Source organism: Thermoplasma sp. Kam2015 (genome assembly GCF_003205235.1).
In the GTDB taxonomy this organism is placed as follows: Archaea; Thermoplasmatota; Thermoplasmata; order Thermoplasmatales; family Thermoplasmataceae; genus Thermoplasma.
Genome location: NZ_QJSM01000005.1, coordinates 14,136 through 31,590, shown reverse-complemented (window position 1 = coordinate 31,590; position 17,455 = coordinate 14,136). Strand labels below are relative to the sequence as shown.

At 43.6% G+C, this 17,455-nt stretch carries 20 protein-coding genes; 11 read left to right on the top strand and 9 right to left on the bottom strand.

Annotation, left to right across the window (positions count from 1 at the left end; all coding sequences use genetic code 11):
• Positions 1-135: 135 nt before the first annotated feature.
• From DMB44_RS00570 to DMB44_RS00555, 4 genes are read left to right on the top strand one after another with little or no spacing between them, the layout of a single operon-like run.
• Positions 136-666 (top strand): GNAT family N-acetyltransferase, encoded by a 531-nt coding sequence (locus tag DMB44_RS00570; protein ID WP_110640125.1) that lies wholly within the window; start codon positions 136-138, stop codon positions 664-666.
• Positions 663-1,400: an isopentenyl phosphate kinase gene (locus DMB44_RS00565; protein WP_110640124.1), complete on the top strand. Its 738-nt coding sequence runs from the start codon at positions 663-665 to the stop codon at positions 1,398-1,400. Before DMB44_RS00570 ends, DMB44_RS00565 begins: the two co-directional genes overlap by 4 nt.
• Positions 1,397-2,443 carry a type 2 isopentenyl-diphosphate Delta-isomerase gene (gene fni / locus DMB44_RS00560; RefSeq protein WP_110640123.1) on the top strand — a complete coding sequence of 349 codons (1,047 nt, stop codon included), beginning with the start codon at positions 1,397-1,399 and terminating at the stop codon, positions 2,441-2,443. Before DMB44_RS00565 ends, fni begins: the two co-directional genes overlap by 4 nt.
• A complete protein-coding gene (locus tag DMB44_RS00555) occupies positions 2,444-2,965 on the top strand; it encodes a ZPR1 zinc finger domain-containing protein (RefSeq protein WP_110640122.1) in 522 nt (173 codons plus the stop codon).
• Here DMB44_RS00555 and DMB44_RS00550 read toward each other — a convergent pair.
• The 4 genes from DMB44_RS00550 to dnaG form a co-directional block, all read right to left on the bottom strand.
• A complete protein-coding gene (locus DMB44_RS00550; protein WP_110640121.1) occupies positions 2,962-3,153 on the bottom strand; it encodes a hypothetical protein in 192 nt (63 codons plus the stop codon). The genes DMB44_RS00555 and DMB44_RS00550 overlap by 4 nt on opposite strands.
• Positions 3,154-3,204: 51 nt before the next feature.
• Entirely contained in the window at positions 3,205-4,485 is a 1,281-nt protein-coding gene (gene hisS, locus DMB44_RS00545; RefSeq protein ID WP_237265194.1) for a histidine--tRNA ligase, read from the bottom strand.
• 323 nt (positions 4,486-4,808) lie between these two features.
• Entirely contained in the window at positions 4,809-6,290 is a 1,482-nt protein-coding gene (locus DMB44_RS00540; protein WP_110640120.1) for a Lon protease family protein, read from the bottom strand.
• Positions 6,272-7,576: a DNA primase DnaG gene (dnaG, locus tag DMB44_RS00535; RefSeq protein ID WP_110640156.1), complete on the bottom strand. Its 1,305-nt coding sequence runs from the start codon at positions 7,574-7,576 to the stop codon at positions 6,272-6,274. Before dnaG ends, DMB44_RS00540 begins: the two co-directional genes overlap by 19 nt.
• Positions 7,577-7,788: 212 nt before the next feature.
• Here dnaG and DMB44_RS00530 point away from each other — a divergent pair, with 212 nt between their 5' ends.
• Complete coding sequence (locus tag DMB44_RS00530) at positions 7,789-8,814, top strand: TIM barrel protein (protein WP_110640119.1); 1,026 nt, start codon at positions 7,789-7,791, stop codon at positions 8,812-8,814.
• Entirely contained in the window at positions 8,815-9,105 is a 291-nt protein-coding gene (locus tag DMB44_RS00525; RefSeq protein WP_110640118.1) for a DUF5611 family protein, read from the top strand.
• Here the strand turns inward: DMB44_RS00525 and DMB44_RS00520 are convergent.
• Complete coding sequence (locus tag DMB44_RS00520; protein WP_110640117.1) at positions 9,102-9,605, bottom strand: CopD family protein; 504 nt, start codon at positions 9,603-9,605, stop codon at positions 9,102-9,104. The two genes, DMB44_RS00525 and DMB44_RS00520, sit on opposite strands and share 4 nt — an antisense overlap.
• Positions 9,606-9,950: 345 nt before the next feature.
• Here DMB44_RS00520 and DMB44_RS00515 point away from each other — a divergent pair, with 345 nt between their 5' ends.
• Positions 9,951-10,223, top strand: coding sequence for an HU family DNA-binding protein (locus DMB44_RS00515; RefSeq protein WP_110640116.1), 273 nt, complete (start codon positions 9,951-9,953; stop codon positions 10,221-10,223).
• Positions 10,224-10,583: 360 nt separating this feature from the next.
• Here DMB44_RS00515 and DMB44_RS00510 read toward each other — a convergent pair whose 3' ends face one another.
• Positions 10,584-11,138: a 30S ribosomal protein S7 gene (locus tag DMB44_RS00510; RefSeq protein WP_201796908.1), complete on the bottom strand. Its 555-nt coding sequence runs from the start codon at positions 11,136-11,138 to the stop codon at positions 10,584-10,586.
• Between the two features lie 6 nt (positions 11,139-11,144).
• Positions 11,145-11,573: a 30S ribosomal protein S12 gene (locus tag DMB44_RS00505; protein WP_110640114.1), complete on the bottom strand. Its 429-nt coding sequence runs from the start codon at positions 11,571-11,573 to the stop codon at positions 11,145-11,147.
• Between the two features lie 175 nt (positions 11,574-11,748).
• Between DMB44_RS00505 and purM the strand changes: the two genes are divergently transcribed.
• Positions 11,749-12,765, top strand: a complete 1,017-nt coding sequence (gene purM / locus DMB44_RS00500) for a phosphoribosylformylglycinamidine cyclo-ligase (protein ID WP_110640113.1) — start codon at positions 11,749-11,751, stop codon at positions 12,763-12,765.
• Here purM and DMB44_RS00495 read toward each other — a convergent pair.
• Both DMB44_RS00495 and DMB44_RS00490 read right to left on the bottom strand, forming a co-directional pair.
• Complete coding sequence (locus DMB44_RS00495) at positions 12,759-13,685, bottom strand: ABC transporter ATP-binding protein (protein ID WP_237265193.1); 927 nt, start codon at positions 13,683-13,685, stop codon at positions 12,759-12,761. The genes purM and DMB44_RS00495 overlap by 7 nt on opposite strands.
• Positions 13,682-14,506, bottom strand: coding sequence for an ABC transporter permease (locus DMB44_RS00490; protein ID WP_110640112.1), 825 nt, complete (start codon positions 14,504-14,506; stop codon positions 13,682-13,684). Before DMB44_RS00490 ends, DMB44_RS00495 begins: the two co-directional genes overlap by 4 nt.
• 162 nt (positions 14,507-14,668) lie before the next feature.
• On the opposite strand from DMB44_RS00490, the gene DMB44_RS00485 reads away from it, so the two are divergent.
• The 3 genes from DMB44_RS00485 to DMB44_RS00475 all read left to right on the top strand — a co-directional run bounded on the left by DMB44_RS00485 (position 14,669) and on the right by DMB44_RS00475 (position 17,413).
• A complete protein-coding gene (locus DMB44_RS00485) occupies positions 14,669-15,277 on the top strand; it encodes an MBL fold metallo-hydrolase (protein ID WP_110640111.1) in 609 nt (202 codons plus the stop codon).
• Positions 15,278-15,469: 192 nt separating this feature from the next.
• Positions 15,470-16,666 carry a mandelate racemase/muconate lactonizing enzyme family protein gene (locus tag DMB44_RS00480; RefSeq protein ID WP_110640110.1) on the top strand — a complete coding sequence of 399 codons (1,197 nt, stop codon included), beginning with the start codon at positions 15,470-15,472 and terminating at the stop codon, positions 16,664-16,666.
• 30 nt (positions 16,667-16,696) lie between these two features.
• Complete coding sequence (locus tag DMB44_RS00475; protein WP_110640109.1) at positions 16,697-17,413, top strand: RAD55 family ATPase; 717 nt, start codon at positions 16,697-16,699, stop codon at positions 17,411-17,413.
• Positions 17,414-17,455 lie beyond the last annotated feature (42 nt).

Below are 17,455 nucleotides of genomic sequence, written 5' to 3'. Positions count from 1 at the left end.
ATGCCCCACCTTTATAATCGATTACAAATATTTCAATTAAGGGAACCTTTAATCTCATCATGGAAGCTGTTGAAACTTAAAGCTTCCCTCAAACTACTAATAAATCTTTTTAAACGCGAGTGTTTTCGTGACACGATGAACATCAGATCTAGCAGGATGGACTTGGAGCTTGAAGAACCCATAGATATCCAATATGCCGATGCCATAGCTGAACTTGCTAACGATAGAACACTGGTGAGAAACATAGGAAGCCATTCGTTTCCCTATCCGTATACGCGTGAGGATGCTGTGTTCTTCATCGAAGCCCAGCGATCCTTTGGCAAAGAGGTCTTCCGCGTTGATTTTCTCATAAAATTCAAAGGCATGCCTGCTGGAGTGATAGGACTGAGCGAAATAAACAATACTGATAGAAATGCCCACGTTGGATACTGGCTGGGAAAAAAATTCAGAGGAAGAGGCATAGCAACCGAGGCCCTGCGCCTGACGGTTAACTACTCAAAAGATATGAAGATACACAGGCTTTACAGTTCCGTTGTTGAATTTAACTATCCTTCAATGATCGTGCTAATGCGCAATGGCTTCAGTATAGAGGGGCGTGAGGAGGATGCCATAAGGATTGGGAACAGATATTACGATTTCATAAAGTTTGCAAGGTTGAACAGATGATGATCCTCAAGATTGGTGGAAGTGTAATAACGGATAAATCAGTCTACAGAAAGGCTAATGTTGAGGCTGCGGAAAGGATCATAAGGACGCTGGCTGAAGTCGACGATCTTCTCTGCGTCGTCCACGGAGGCGGATCTTTTGGCCATATAAAGGCGAAGGAATACGGACTACCTGGACCAAAGAACGAGACTTCCAGTCTAGGATACAGCATAGTACACAGAGATATGGAGGAACTGGATCTTATGATCGTCAGCCTCATGATAGAGAACGGTATGAAACCCATAGCAGTGCCCGTAAGCTCGCTTCGTTACGATGGGCATTTTGACTATTCGCCGCTGCTGAGGTACATAGATGAAGGTTTTATTCCCGTTTCATATGGTGATGTATATATAAAAGATGAACATTCATATGGGATATATTCTGGAGACGACATAATGGCAGATCTCTCTGAATTGCTCAGGCCAGATGCCGCTGTCTTTCTGACGGATGTTGATGGCATATACGACAAGGATCCGAAGAAACACAAGGACGCTGTGCTTTTGAGGGAAATAGGCACCGGTATCAGCTTCGGCCATGTGCAGAATGATGTGACTGGCGGCATAGCAAAGAAGTTTGACTCCATGATGAGGATGAGGCGTTATGTCAGCGGAGGCGTCTATCTGATGAATGGAAAGCATCCGGAAAGGATATACGATATTGGAAAGGGATCTTTCATAGGAACGGTGATAAGATGATAGGTAAGAGAAAGGAGGAGCATATCAGGATAGCTGAGAATGAGGATGTTTCTTCATTTCATAATTTCTGGGACGATATCAGCCTGATGCATGAGGCCGATCCAGAGGTTAACTATGATGAGATAGACACGTCCGTGAACTTCGCGGGAAAGAACCTGAAATTTCCCATGATAATATCCTCGATGACTGGTGGTGCGGAAATAGCCAAGAACATAAACAGAAATCTGGCCATTGCCGCCGAAAGGTTCGGCATAGGAATGGGTGTCGGTAGCATGAGAGCCGCGATAGTTGACAGGAGCATCGAGGATACGTATTCTGTCATAAACGAAAGCCGCGTACCACTGAAGATAGCTAACATAGGAGCACCGCAGCTTGTCAGGCAGGATAAGGATGCAGTTTCGGCCAAGGACATAGCATACATATACGATCTGATAAAGGCTGATTTTCTTGCTGTTCACTTCAACTTTCTGCAGGAAATGGTGCAGCCTGAGGGAGATAGAAATTCAAAGGGCGTCATAGACCGGATAAGGGAGCTCTCCGGATCATTCAACATAATAGCGAAGGAGACCGGAAGTGGATTCAGCCGGAAGACGGCGGAAAGGCTGGTCGACGCAGGCGTCAAGGCCATAGAGGTTTCAGGAATGAGCGGAACAACGTTTGCTGCAGTTGAATATTACCGCGCAAAGAAAGAGAACAACTTAGAAAAGATGCGAGTTGGAGAAACGTTCTGGAACTGGGGAATTCCATCACCAGCATCCGTGCATTACTGCAGCGATCTTGTGCCGGTCATAGGCAGCGGCGGTCTCAGGAATGGTCTTGACCTTGCCAAGGCCATTGTGATGGGTGCCACTGTCGGAGGCTTTGCAAGGACTCTTCTGAAGGATGCAGATACATCTCCAGATCAACTCATGAAGAACATAGAGCTTATACAGAGAGAGTTCAGGGTTGCAATGTTTCTCACCGGGAGCAAAAATGTTTATGAACTTAAATTTACTAAAAAGATCATCTCTGAACCACTGAAGGATTGGTTGGAGGCCAAATAAATGGATGTACCAAGGGAGATACAAACTGAGATGGAATGTCCGGTATGCGGATCAAATCTTTACCTCATAACCTACGATACGGAGATCCCCTATGAAGGTAAAATCTCGATATATACGTACTTCTGCAAGGAATGCAGATACAAAAAGACAGAGGTCTATTCAGACGAGAAACGTGATCCCAAGAAGATCACCATAAAGGTTGAAAGCCCAGAGGATCTGCGCATAATAGTGTACAGATCAAGGAAGGCGGATGTCTATATACCTGAGATGGAGGCATCGATAGATTCCGCAGAGTATTCAAACGGCGAGATCACCACCATAGAAGGCATAGTGTACAGGATAGGAGAAAAGCTCGATCTGCTTGCTGTGGACGATCAGGGGAATGAGAAGATAGAGATGCTCAGAAGACGCATAGACGGCATAATAAACGGAAAATTCGAATCTTTCACGCTTATAATAATGGACGAATCAGGAAAAAGCGTAGTGCACAGCGAAAAAGCCATGGTCGAATCCATGTATTAGTTCTGCTTGAGACCGTAATATATTTTTCTTCCACTTTTTTTATTCGTCTCTATCTTCACAAGCTTGCCGCTTCTGACCAGCTCCTGCAGCTTCTTATCCAGATCCTTTAGACCTGTTACCGATAGAATCTGCTCCTCTGTAAGAAAAACATCTGGATTTTCCTTGAACAATTCCAGTACGGGATCCATGTGCCTCGCAGACTTAGAAAATATTTAAATTTTTTTCATTGAATGGCAGTTTCATTTCATAAGGGAGACGAGATGGGGAACAATCGAATCCACATCCATGCTTTCCTGGGACCCGCTGTGCATATCTCTCAGCGTTACCTGGCCCTTTTCAAGATCGCGCTCCCCAAATATTATGGCATAGTCTGCGCCGGACGATGATGCATACTTCAGCTGCGATGAGAGACCTCTGTTGATCAGCTCAACGGTCACGTTCATGCCAGCCTCTCTCAGTTCTCTGGCATATCTGTTCATGAGTCCCGAATCGATCTCTCCGACCCTGCACATATAGACCAATTTTTTCTTCCTTGGTATCTGAATGCCTTCCCTCTTGATGAGCAGTGTTATCACTGCATCACCCATGCCGAACCCAACCGCCGGCACGTTATCCCCAGACATAAGCGATGCCAGACTGTCGTATCTGCCTCCACCTAGTATTGCACGGAACTGGCCTGACCTGTCGTAGGCCTCAAACACGATCCCAGTGTAATAGGACAGGCCTCTAACTATGGAGAAATCGTAGCGTACACTATTCACACCGTAGGATCTCAACAGATCGACAACCTTCGATATCCTACCGATCTCGTCGCTTCCCTTTCCTGTAATTCTCTCGATCTCTTCGACGCTTCTGGTGCCGGAGCAGAGATCCGTTATCATGGATGCGCCTTCTTCACCTATGCCTGCAGATTTGAGCTGTTCCGTGAACTCTTCCCTGCTTATCTTATGGAATCTGTCTATTATGGAAAAAACAGAGAACGGCTCGACATCCGTTATATTTCTGATGATCTCCTCCATGATCTTTCTGCTGTTGATCCTCATCTCATAAACGCCAGAAAGGCCCAGACCATCCAGTATTGACGAGGCAAGGGCAATTACCTCAGCATCGGCTTCAGGGCTGTCGCTGCCAAATATGTCAGCATTGAACTGATAATGCTCCCTGTATCTTCCAGCCTGCGGCTCTTCGTATCTCCAAACCTTTGGAAAACTGTACCAGCGAAGAGGCCTCTGAAGATCCTTTCTGGCCGTTACCATCCTGACTGTTGACGGCGTGGCTTCAGGTATGAGCGTTACCTCCCTGCCGCCCTTGTCGACGAAGGAATATGTCTGCTGCAGAAGCTCGTCTCCTGATTTTATTCTGTAGAGATCAAGGTATTCCAGGCTTGGAAAATCTATGCGGCTGAATCCAAATGCCTCTGCAGCCTCCTCTGTCTTCTGGAATATGAACTTCTCGATCTCCATGTCTTCTGGGTAGAAATCTCTGAATCCGCGGATCTTTTCAATTTGCAATGGTGACACCTTTCGATAAAATTGTGGAACGGTATATATTTATTTTTATTCCGATCGTTTCGATATCTAACCTATTCTTTCGGTGAGTTGCTTCTCAGCCTAATCATCTAATCTTACCTTCAGTGAAAAACCTATGCATGTACGAATATATTCCGCATGTGCACTTTATCGTGATTTAAACAGATCAGTATTCGGATCGCAGCGATCACGTTCTTATGAGTCTTGCAATTATTTTTCATTAAATATTCCTGCTGAAGAAGATCCGAATGCCTGATTATCGAATGTTAAAGTTTCAAAGCCTACACAAACTCGCAACGTCAAGTTTAAAGTGATCACTCATATGATCGATCGTCAAGGTTGTAGTTGTAGAAATCCTTCTGAGAGGTCGTATTCTCAGATGAATACGCGGCTGCCATGCTACCGTATTCCTTGGTTATCTTTTCCTCAACAGGCACATAAAGTTTAACTGCCTCCTCAACATCCTCTTTTTCTATCAGCTTGTTACCTTTGAAAACCGCTATATCTCCTGCAGCTCTTATGAGACCTCCAAGCTCTCTAAGCCTGAGGGTGAGTTCGTTGTTCTTCTTGTCGATCATCTTGGCTCTCTTCTTGCCTTCCTCTATTATCAATTCAGCCGCTTCCATTGTCATATGCGGTATCTTTCCGTCCATCGTTATCTCCTGCGAAATGAACTGAAGGTACTTCATCCTGTTCTCGTCGGTGTCCTTCATCGTTGTCTTCATGAGTACCTCATAACCGTTACCGACTATCCTCGATCTCAACGGGCTCAGTATATATGGAAGATCGTTTATATTGCAGGCAGCAACCAGTATGAAGTCAGCTGGGACCTTATCTACGCGCACGCTGGCACCTGCACTCTGAGGATTCCTGCCAGTTATCGGGAATGATTTCTCCTGCATGGCCGTGAGTATATACCTCTGGAGATTACCAAGATGGGTTATCTCATCTATGAACAGAACGCCCTGATGCGCCTCATGCACCGCACCAGCTATAACCCTTTCGTATGGGAGTGTTCCGAGCTGTGGATGCCCTCCATAAGGATCATGCCTCACATCACCAAGAAGCTCCGTTTCACTTGCACCGGTCGCAAGAACGAACGGATTCCTGTCTATTGGAACGATGGTCTTGCTTGGACTCTTCTTCTCAAGCCTTCTCCTCCTTTCAAGCGTTTTCTCATCCAGAACTCTTATCTTGTCATTATATCTTTCATAGACAATGATCTCGTCATGATCCCCATTCCTTCTAGTCAATGTGACCTTATCCAGATTATTCTGGACTCCAAAGGCTGCTCCTATGACATTGAAAACGTCTCCGAATGGGCCCTGCGTTCCCATCTGGACCTTTGGTGAATTGCAGTTGGGGCAGACGGCATCTGATGGTGAGGAATAGAAGCCACACTTGCTGCATCTGTATCCAAGGCGTTCAGCGACGCTTGTCGGAGCCTCCTTTGGATCTATTATGAGACCAGAGGTGGATGTTTCCTCCTCGCGTTCAGCCATAACCTCTTCCCTTGTCTTTATCTCAACGAATGGCCTTTCTGGATACTGTGGGTTATGAACGACCCTTATCTCCTCCGTCGGGCGCTCGATGTAGAATGACATCGCCTGAGCTATCATTGACTTGCCGACACCTGGAGGGCCCACAAGCAACAGATGTCTCTTCTGTTTGGCTGCAACCATGGCTATCTTGACGGCATCATCCTGACCAATAACCCTGTCCAGAGGGTTTGTTGGTATTTTTATATACGAAGTATCAGGATATTCATTATAAAAATCTACATAGAACGTTCCCATGCTATCACGTTTATATCAACGGGCTTTTTGGTGATATGACCCAATTTGAGGCCATATATATTCTTTATCCCAGCGTTATAGGATACGTCTATGAGCCTCTGGGAGATCACGCCACCCGTTATGACGGTGTTCCCCTTAGGATCCTGAGATATCCTCTCCACAGCCTCCGAAACAGGAAAGGAAAACAGCTTTTCTCCATTTGAATCGTATACCTCAGTCATCTTTAGCTGGGCAAGTGCCTCTATTCTCTTGGAGACTTCGTGTGGGTTTAGCAGGTCAAGAAAGCCCTCCTTCTGCACCGTTACCTGCTGGGACTGTTCTTCATGGATCTCCTCAACCTTTGGAGACTGATCCTGAGGCTCTTCAACAACCTCAGCCTTTGCCTCATGGTTGTTGTTCTGCTGCGAGCCGAAGACTATGTTGTTTCTCTGTGAGTACTCCTTAAGTTCATCGTTCATGCCATGCATTGATAGATACTGGTCTATTGGTGTCTTGTATCTGAGGGCCTTCACTATCTGCTTGTACGTCAATTCTTCTACCTCGGTTCCGGGAGGCGCTCTTGCAACAAAGTCTACCTCAGCGACCTGAAGCATCTCCTTCAGTATGAGATCACCGCCTCTGTCGCCATCCAGAAAGACTGTCACCGTCCTTTCCTTGGAAAGCTTCTTCACCGTATCCGGTATGTTGGTGCCCTGAACAGCTATTGTGTTCTTTATCCCATATTTGAGAAGATTGAGTACATCATTTCTGCCCTCAACAACGATTATCGAATCCGAATCATTGATTGCAGGACCTGCCGGAAGCTTCTCTTCACCATATGATATGATCTCAGATTTCTCAACTTCCTCCCTGACGCTCTTTACCAGGCTTTCGCTGAGATCGTCGCCCTTGCTGTTCATCTCCTGGTATATCTTTTTAGCTCTCTCTATGATCTTCTGTCTCTTCTGAACCCTGACATCCTCAACGTTTGCTATCTCTACCCTGGCCTTGCATGGACCTATCCTGTCTATGGTTTCAAGTGCGGCCGCAAGTATGGCTGTTTCTACCTGATCCAGACCTGATGGAATGAGGGCATAACCCTCGGTTCTGCCCTTCTTGCTGTCTATCTCGACCTCGATCCTCCCGATCTTCCCACTCTTCTGGAGATCCCTGAGATCTAGATCGTCTCCGAGCAATCCTTCAGTCTGACCAAATATAGCACCAACAACATCTGGTTTTTCAACCACCCCATCGGTATATATCTTCGCCTTGATCATGTATTTTGTTAAATTTGGATCTACGTTCATCCATATCACCTTTTTGAATGATAATGATATTAACATTACCACCTAAAATCGGCATCAAATTAACAAATGCATAAATGATATATAATGTATTCTATGAAGCCTTTCACATGTCGAAGTCGATCGAAATGTCAGACCAGGAATGTTTTTTACGCATTGATACGATGATGGTCAGATATTTATAGGTCAATTAAATAGCAATATTAAGGTTATACATGATAAGATTCGGTATTGCTGGGATCCCACTCACAAGTAAGGGAAGGACTTTTATAGATTCAGTCGAAGAAACGCATAACCTGGGTTTGAATGCACTTGAGGTGCAGCTGCTCCGCGTCAACGTCCAGGAGAATTCTGCCGAAGAGTATACTGGTTTGAGACCCTACGATGTTGAGGATTCAATAATAATAGATGTCCTGAGACAGGATGAAAACGGGAACTACAGGAGCGTGGGCATAGACACAGAGATAGAGGAAGATGACATAGTGCAGGAGCTTTTCTGGAACATGGCAAAGAATTATGATGAACTTGAGACTGGGGGCGAACTGGCAAAGGAACTTGACGTTACACTATCGATGCATGCACCATATTACATGGATCTTATAGGATCTCCAGACATAGCCGAAAAATCGATTAATCACCTGAGATGGACGCTTATTCTTGGAAAATATCTTGGAGCGAGGCGCATCGTAACGCATTCTGGGTTCTATCATGGGAGCAAGAAGGATAGTTTGAATAAATTCGCAGAGGTATATTCAGATATATTGAGCGAATTCTCTCCCGAGAATGGTTATCCATACATTGGTGTTGAGACATCTGGAAAGCAGGAAGTTTTTGGGACAGTAAAAGAGGTCATTGAGCTAGCAAAGAGAATAGACATAGAGCCAATCCTGAATTTCGCACACGTACATGCCATAACCGGAGGATCCCTCGTTGAGATAAAGGATTTTGAAAATGTCATAAACGAATTCAAAAAATATGCAAAATATGATCTTTACACGGAATTCTCTGGTGTAGAATTCACGGACAACGAGGAGAGGAGGCTGACCGCTATCAAACATGGAACTCTGAAGTTTGAAACACTCTCTGAGTATCTTATAGACTATCCAGATGATATGACCATAATATCATCTTCTCCATTGCTGGAGCACGATGCACAGTACATGCAAATAATATATGTGAGATCCTATTTCAAAAAGATGCAGAGGAAGAAGATCGCTGAGAAACCTGTATCGGGTGATTGAATGCGAGATTATCCTGTAAAGAGAGGCTTTCCAACGGACTATGAGGGGGTCAAGGCAAAGATATCTCAGCTTGGATATGAGGTGAAAACAGAGGGAGATCTGATAATAACCTCTATACCGGGAATCTCAAGAATAGAGATAAAACCTGACAAAAAGAAGCTGCTTGTAAATACCGGGGATTACGATAGCGGCGCAGATAAATTGTCCGTTATAAAGGAATACAATGATTTCATAGAAAAACTCACAGGATATTCTGCAAAAGAAAGAAAAAAATTGATGACAAAAGATTAGGCAGGCATGAAGAACTGCAGAGCAACGGCAAGCCCCATTATTACGAGCAGTAGAGCCAGTGTTATGAATGATGCAGTGTGAGTTATTTTTCTTATCCTCTTCATCTCATCATACTTTTTCTCTTCTGCCAGCCTCATTATCAGTTTACCATGATATATATTGTTGGCATACATAAGAACAATGGTTATCCATACGATTATCACCTTGATGAGCAGTATTTGCCCACCGAGTGTCGTTGTCAGCAGCGAGAGATTGCCGCCAACATACTCATACCCAAGATATGCCCCTGTGACCAGCAGTATTGCAACAGTTGCATCTGTCCACCATCCGAAATATCGACCTATGACACCAACTATCTTTGTCCTCTCGCTCTCGTCTGATGTGGCCTTGTATGAAGCTGGCCACACGATGAACCATATGAACAGAGAACCACCAATGAATATCATTGCTGCAAACACATGTATTATGAGTACGGCAAGTAATACGCCAATTATGCTCATAGGCTTCCATTTTTAAGTGATATAAATTACTGTTGACTTATCTGCGATTCTCGATCACCCCAGAGGTGTCCGTGAATGCTAATAAAATTCTTGTAATACCTAATGTCAGACATATTCTGAGCAGAACTATTTAATATTTATAATAGGATGCATATCGCATATTTATGAATAATTGTGAAATATGAATAAATACTGATTTTTCTGCACCTGTAGTAAATAATTAATCGGCATAATTTTTATTATAAATTATGAATATTGGCAGACTGCGTATTCGCTTTATTCTAATTAAAACATGATAGAAATATTTTAATACTTCCTATGTTATTATCATATAGGTGGTAAAAGATGGTAGGAATTAGTGAGCTATCCAAGGAGGTAGCAAAGAAGGCAAACACCACCCAGAAAGTGGCAAGAACCGTAATAAAGTCTTTTCTGGATGAGATAGTCGCTCAGGCCAACGGCGGCCAGAAGATAAACCTTGCTGGCTTTGGAATATTCGAGAGAAGAACGCAGGGTCCGAGGAAGGCAAGGAACCCGCAGACAAAGAAGGTAATTGAGGTCCCGTCCAAGAAGAAATTCGTGTTCAGGGCTTCAAGCAAGATAAAATACCAGCAGTAAGGGTATTTTTTATAATTTTTGATTTTTATTGATTCTATTCTAATATATTCTACATACGATGATTTGCTTCTCAGCCTAATCATCTAATCTTACCTTCAGTGAAAAACCTATGCATGTACGAATATATTCCGCATGTGCACTTTATCGTGATTTAAACAGATCAGTATTCGGATCGCAGCGATCACGTTCTTATGAGTCTTGCAATTATTTTTCATTAAATATTCCTGCTGAAGAAGATCCGAATGCCTGATTATCGAATGTTAAAGTTTCAAAGCCTACACAAACTCGCAACTCCCGTTTAAAATGGAATATCTGGATGAAAGATGGAAATAAAATATTTAAGTAAAACCAGATGGGAGATCATCTGGCTGACTGCGCAACCCTTTCTATCTCCTCCTTCTTGCTTATCGCATAGGACGTTGGATCGTTTCTGGCAGCTGCCATTATTTCATCCGCAAGACAGTTTACTATGGATTTTTTGCTCTTAAATGAGGCGTTGGTGGCTCCTGTCGCTATATTTCTAAGTGCCTCATCTACCCTTCTGGACGGCGAAACATCAACGGACTTTGGTACGGCTATTCCTCCGTATTTCAGTCTGGTCACTTCTTCACGCGGTCCGGCATTTTCTATTGCGTTGATGAGGATCTGAAGCGGATTCTGCTTCGTCTTCTCTGCAATTATCTGGAATGCCTCTTCCGTTATCTTATAGGCGCTGTATTTCTTGCCCGTCCACTTTTCGCTTCTCATGAGTTTGTTTATCAGTCTTTCCACAACATTCATGTTTATTTTACCGGCATAGTATGATGAAAACCTGCCTCCAGTATGCAGGTTAAGAGCCGATTTCACGTTTATATATTTCACCATGCCTGGATCATGGATCTCCACGGTATTCACGTCATATTTGTTGAATAACATCAGCATTTATCTCACCGTCTTCTCCTTTCTTCCCTTAACAAGCTCTTTGAGTGATATGCCGTTAACTGCAACGACCTTATACCTGACTCCAGGTATATCTCCCTTACTTCTGCCCATCCTTCCGCCTATACCCTCAACGGTAACTTCATCATGCTCATCGATATAGTTTATGGCACCATCACCAACAGCAAACGCCGTTATCTGTCTTCCATTCTTTATGAGCTGAACCTTCACACATTTCCTTATCGCTGAGTTGGGCTGTTTTGCCTCTATTCCAACCTTTTCGATAGCGATTCCTTTGGCCTGAGGTGCGCCCTCAAGCGGATCACTCTTTCGCTTAAGCTGAAGAACCCTCCTCTTATAGTCCCTATCAGACCACCTAAATTTCTTCCTTGTTTCCAGTAATTTTCTTCCTGCGTTTATACCATTTCCCATTATACCACCATGATGTTATGATACTGATCTTACTATGTGTGATGCATAATACATATCTGATATTTATATCTGACATTTGCCTTAATATCTATATTCATACATAAAAGGAATAAGCATTATATATAATCGTTGATAGTGTCACAACAAAGTTATTAAATGAAGTTATACCCATATTATGAGTGAGGTTGAAGGCGGGATCATAAATAGGAAACTCCAGGGCGAATTCGTCAATACCTTTATCAGACAATTAAAATTTCATCGTGACGATTTCAAAAATATAGGCTATATAGGGGGTTTCACATCGATAATAGATATGGGAAATTTTGGGATCACCTTCAACAATGACGGCGTAGGCACCAAAACAATGATAGCCGAGGCCGTAAACAAGTACGATACTATAGGCATAGATTGCGTTGCCATGAATGTCAACGACGCCATAACCGTTGGATCCGAACCCATAGCCATGGTCGACTATCTGGCAATGAACAAAATGGATGACGAGATCGCAAAACAGCTCGGAACGGGTTTCAATGTAGGCGCACAGATGGCGAATATAACCATAGTCGGTGGCGAGACCGCTGTCCTGCCTGATATGGTTAAACACATGGACGTTTCAGGATCCGTAATAGGCATTGTGCAGAAGAATCAGATAATAACAGGATCAAATATCAGAGAAGGGGATGTGATAATAGGTCTTGGAAGCAGCGGACTCCATTCCAATGGCTTTACCACGGTACGCAAGATAATAGCTGATAACAACCTGGACCTTCAAGATACATTTCCAGGCGACTCAAAGAAAACCTATGAAGTTCTTCTTGAGCCCACGAGAATATATGTGCGTGAGATACTAGACATCATGGGCATAATATCTATAAAGGGAATGGCGAATATAACTGGAGGCGGCTTCAAAAACATAACCAGGATGAAGGATATGAGGTACGTTATAGACGATCCGTTTGACCCGCAGAATGTCTTCATCAGGCTGATGGAGATGGGCAATTTGAACTACGATCAGATGTTCGAGATCTTCAACATGGGGACCGGTTTTGTACTAGTTATAAATGAAGACGAAAAGGTAGACATAATGAATGCCCTGAAGGGCAAGGTTCCTGTCAAGGTCATCGGGCATGTCGAGAACGGCAGTGGAGTTGAAATACCCAAATTTGGCGTAACCCTTAGGGGTTACTACTGACTTCCATTTTTGAGGATTGAAATATACGCTTCTTCCAATTCTGAACCTACGCTGTCGTATCTGATCACATTCCCAACATTGATGAGTTTTTTCAATATTTCTGCACGCTGATCATTGCTGCCGTTGTATCTTATAATGACTGAATTTCCGTTGTTCTTCTCTATGTCAAGGCCCATGCCCTTTATGGCAGAGATCAGTTTTTCATCAACTGGATCAAGAAATTCAACGATCACCGCTTTTGCCCTGAACTCTCTGGATATGTTTGCTACGTTGTCTCTGGCGAGTATTTTACCGTGATTTATGAATATGACCTCGTCGCATACTTCCGCTACCTCTGAAAGGAGATGAGAGCTCATGAGAATTAGCTTATCGTCCTTCATCTCTATTATCATATCACGAATTATCTTCATTTCAAATGGGTCAAGGCCACTGGTTGGCTCGTCAAGCAGTAAAACCTCTGGATTTGGCAAAAGCGCAGAGGCTATAACCACCCTTTGTCTCTGGCCCTTGGACAGATCCCCTATCCTCCTATTCAGATCTGGAAGAGCCAGCGCCTTGGCGTAATATTCGATCCTGTCTTTGGCGTCCTTCCTGTCTAGCCTCCTCAATTCAGCCACAAACATAAGCGAGTCTTCAACGGTAAAATAGGGGAATGGAGATGGAGATTCGATAACAGAACCCATCTTTTTAAATGCCTCTACGGGGTTCCTATTAACATCTATACCATTGATCGTGGCTTTTCCGGAGGTTGGTCTTAAGAGGTTCGTAAGAATCTTGAGTGTTGTTGTTTTGCCTGCCCCATTTGGGCCAAGGTATCCTATTGCACCGTTACCTTCATACTTAAACGACACGTTATCGAGAGCCTTGAATTTCCCGAATTCCTTCGAGACATTTACTAATTCGATTGAAGCCATGTTCATCCCTTTATCTCCTTCTTTGCAAACACGATCATCGAAATCAGCGAAAATACTATTATGTAACCTATCATAATGAGTATGGCCTCATTGCCTGTAGGATTGAATGTATATAGGTAAGCAAAACGTGTATGTGTGACAGAATAAACCACATAATTCTTTGAAAAGACAAGGTATATCATCTCACCAGCGTATGTTACAAACATCCATGGGTTTATACCTGCCAGCGCTGATAATATACCCTGAACAGCTGGATAAACAAGAATCAGGAAGAGTATTGACACCACCAGACCTATGCTTGGGGTCTTGAATATGGCGCTGAAGAGCGTTGCAAATGATATGAGGGCAAGCATATAGAGTAGCGCAAATCCAAATGATGGCAGTATCAGATTGGATACCATCCCATACAGATAGAGAGAACCAGCGATCGCACCTATGTAAATTATGGAGACGAACGCCAGTGTCGAGAGAAAGGCAGCCGTATATCTGCCTAGGTATAGAACGCTGCGTCTTATAGGCTGCACCAGTGTATAAAAAGCAGTGCTTGTACCCAGATCCATCGAGATCATGTCACCGCCGAAGAAGGCTGCCAGTATTGCAAAAAAAGCAATTATATCGTTTGAGAAATAATTCGCGAAGAATTCTGCTGAATTTTCAGTCTTAAGGACTGAATAATTATAATGCAGATCAAGGAACAGTATGAGTACGGTTATGAATATTGAAAATATGAGAAGCCCAATGAATCTGCGGCTTCTGAAATAATATGCAAATTGAAATTTCGTTCCAACGTAGTAATTATGTATGTCGTCCGACCCAATCGAAACCATATACCGATATCGGATTCGATATTAAAATAATTCGTATATATTCTATGCCAAAATTTTATCCTGTTTTTATTCTGTCATACTGCTGTCTCAAGATATTTCTATATCCTTTGAGTTTTAAACGACGTCTTTAACGTTTTTATAATGCTTTAAGATGTATACTTTATGAAGATAGACGGGGCTGTTGAAAGAATAGATGGAGTGATGGCCAACGTTTACCTTATCATCATAGAGGGAAAGAAAGTCCTGATCGATGCTGGAACCGCCGGAGGTGGAAAGAAGATCATAGATTTTCTGGACAGAAATAACACCAGACCTGATTTTGTTCTGATAACGCACCATCATGCGGATCACATTGGCGGCCTTAAGGAGATAGCGGACAGGTTCAATCCCGAGATATACGTACCAGACCTGGAGATAAAGATCATAACTGGCGAGGAAGATCCGCCTAAACCCAGATCTTTCCTTGGCAGGATGGTAACGTCCATAATGAAGTTCGACCCTGTTAAGGATGTCAAACCAGTTTCAAAGGCTGATGTGCCAGGAGTGGAGGAGATGGCCACACCAGGCCATACCATAGGAAGCACATCTTATATCGTTGAGGATCTTCATCTGCTGTTCAGCGGAGATGCCGCGGTTGAATCCGGCGGTGTACTGAAGATCAACAAGAGCTTTACCTACGAGATCAACAGCGCCCAACGATCCCTTGAAATAATAAAGGGAATGAAGGGTTACCGTGTTCTGCCGGGTCATGGCGATCCCGTTCAGCTATGATCAATATATATCTTAATTTTTCCGCGAGAACATGAACAATGACATACGATTATCCCCAAAATTCCTGATCCGCAGTCCAATTCGATCATCGCACAGGATATAGCAATCCTGCATCGCTGAAAACGTTGAGTTTTACTGCTTAAAGCGGAATCTCAACACTATCTTTAAAAGGAATGAGATGATATCTCATTCATGAATTCTACCATCAAAAATATTGAAATTATAGAGATGGGAGAGAAATCGCGTGAGACTTCTTCTCCATGGAGCTCCACTATACTGCTGGTGAAATTAACAACTGCTGACGGCCTCGTAGGATATGGAGAGGCGCCAACTACCCTAATGACGCTGCCTGTACTGGAAAGCATGAAGGAAGTGGCAAGAGTCTTCAATGGAAAGGATTTCTTCAACGTTGAGCAGAACGTGTTTGACTTTTACAGAAACTCCTTCTATCTGCCAGTGTCCATGGAGGCAACATCCGCATTGAGCGCTTTTGAGATCGCCTCATGGGATCTGATAGGAAAGCAGCTCGGCGCACCGGTATACAAGCTTATGGGCGGTGAGGTTAATAAGAAGATGCGGGCCTATGCGAACGGCTGGTACAATGACTGTGTGTCTCCCGATGACTTCCTCAAGAAGGCTAAGGAAGTCGTGAAGATGGGGTTCACCGCCATGAAGTTTGATCCATTTGGAGACAATTATGATTCTATATCAAATGAAGGGCTGGAGAACGCAAAGAACATAGTTGGTACCTTGAGATCCGAACTCGGAGATAAGATCGATCTGCTTATAGAATATCATGGCAGGTTCTCAAAGATAGCTGCGATAAAGGCGGGAATGGCCCTGGAGGAATACCATCCGTTCTTCTATGAGGAACCGCTTCATCCCGATCTAGATCATGACCTTCTCGATCTCAAGAACTATTACAGAGTTCCTATTGCCCTGGGGGAGCGTGTCCTAAATAAGAAGATCTTTGCAAGGTTCATATCGCAGAAGCTTGTGGACATAATTCAGCCTGATCTGACGAATTCTGGAGGTATTCTTGAGGGGAAGAAGATCGCGGCTATTGCTGATGGGTTCGGTATTCCTGTGGCGCCACATAATGCTTTTGGCCCAATACAGACTGCTGCAACCCTGAATCTTGACACCACTATCACGAATTTCATCATACAGGAGAGCTTTGAGATGTTCTGGCCTGACTGGAAGAAGAAGCTCGTATCTGGAGGATACAAGCTGGAAAATGGATACTTCTCCCTCACAGGGGAACCTGGAGTGGCCAGAGTGAATGAGGATATAGTCGAAAAATACCAGGTATCCGGTATGGAACCTTTCGACGATAAGGAACCGCCATGGGTTGTTTCAGGTACCTTCAAGCCCTACCAACAAAAATAATTTTTATATGAGAACATATTCTTTTTTTATATGGCACCTGACCAAGAAGGATTGCAGAAAACAGTGAAAGTATCCACAGGCATTGAACGCCTTGACGAACTTTTATATGGCGGATTCGACAGAAATGACAATATAATGGTCAGGGGAAATAATTTCTCACAGAAGAGGAGCTTCATATATAATTTTATAAGGAATGCTGCCAACAGTGGGAATAATGTTATCTTGGCTGACTTTGACTTTCCCTCCGATGGTATTATGGTGGATCTGGCCAGAAACGGTACAAACACAGATATGATTCACATACTGGATGGGTTCGCCAAGCCGTTTCAGATCTCTCCGCCTGCCAACACCGAGGTGCTGGAAGATCCGGGTAACATCCCGTCTGTCCTGAAGCAGATATCTGCCTCAGTGCAGAAGATGGACAGCTATGTCTTCGTGATGCTTTCGGCTACGCGGTATCTTCTATCGCAGGATGAGAATGCGGATCGATTCTTCATACAGCTTATAAACATGAACAGGAAGAGATCCCTCGTATCCTTATACGCTGTAGACGATTTTATACCTGCGGAAAGAACGGAATGGTTCGCCTATCTTATGGATTCCGCTGTTCATTTTAAAAATGATGGCGATAGGGATTATATGAGGGTTCTTACGCTGAAGCGCATAAGGACAAAGGAGTGGGTGAGGATATATCCTGAGGACAGTACCTTTACGCTTGGGTCCTTCAACGTAGAGCGTATAAAATGACGAGGTTTGTCCATTTTTCTTTACACATTCTTTTTTAGCAAA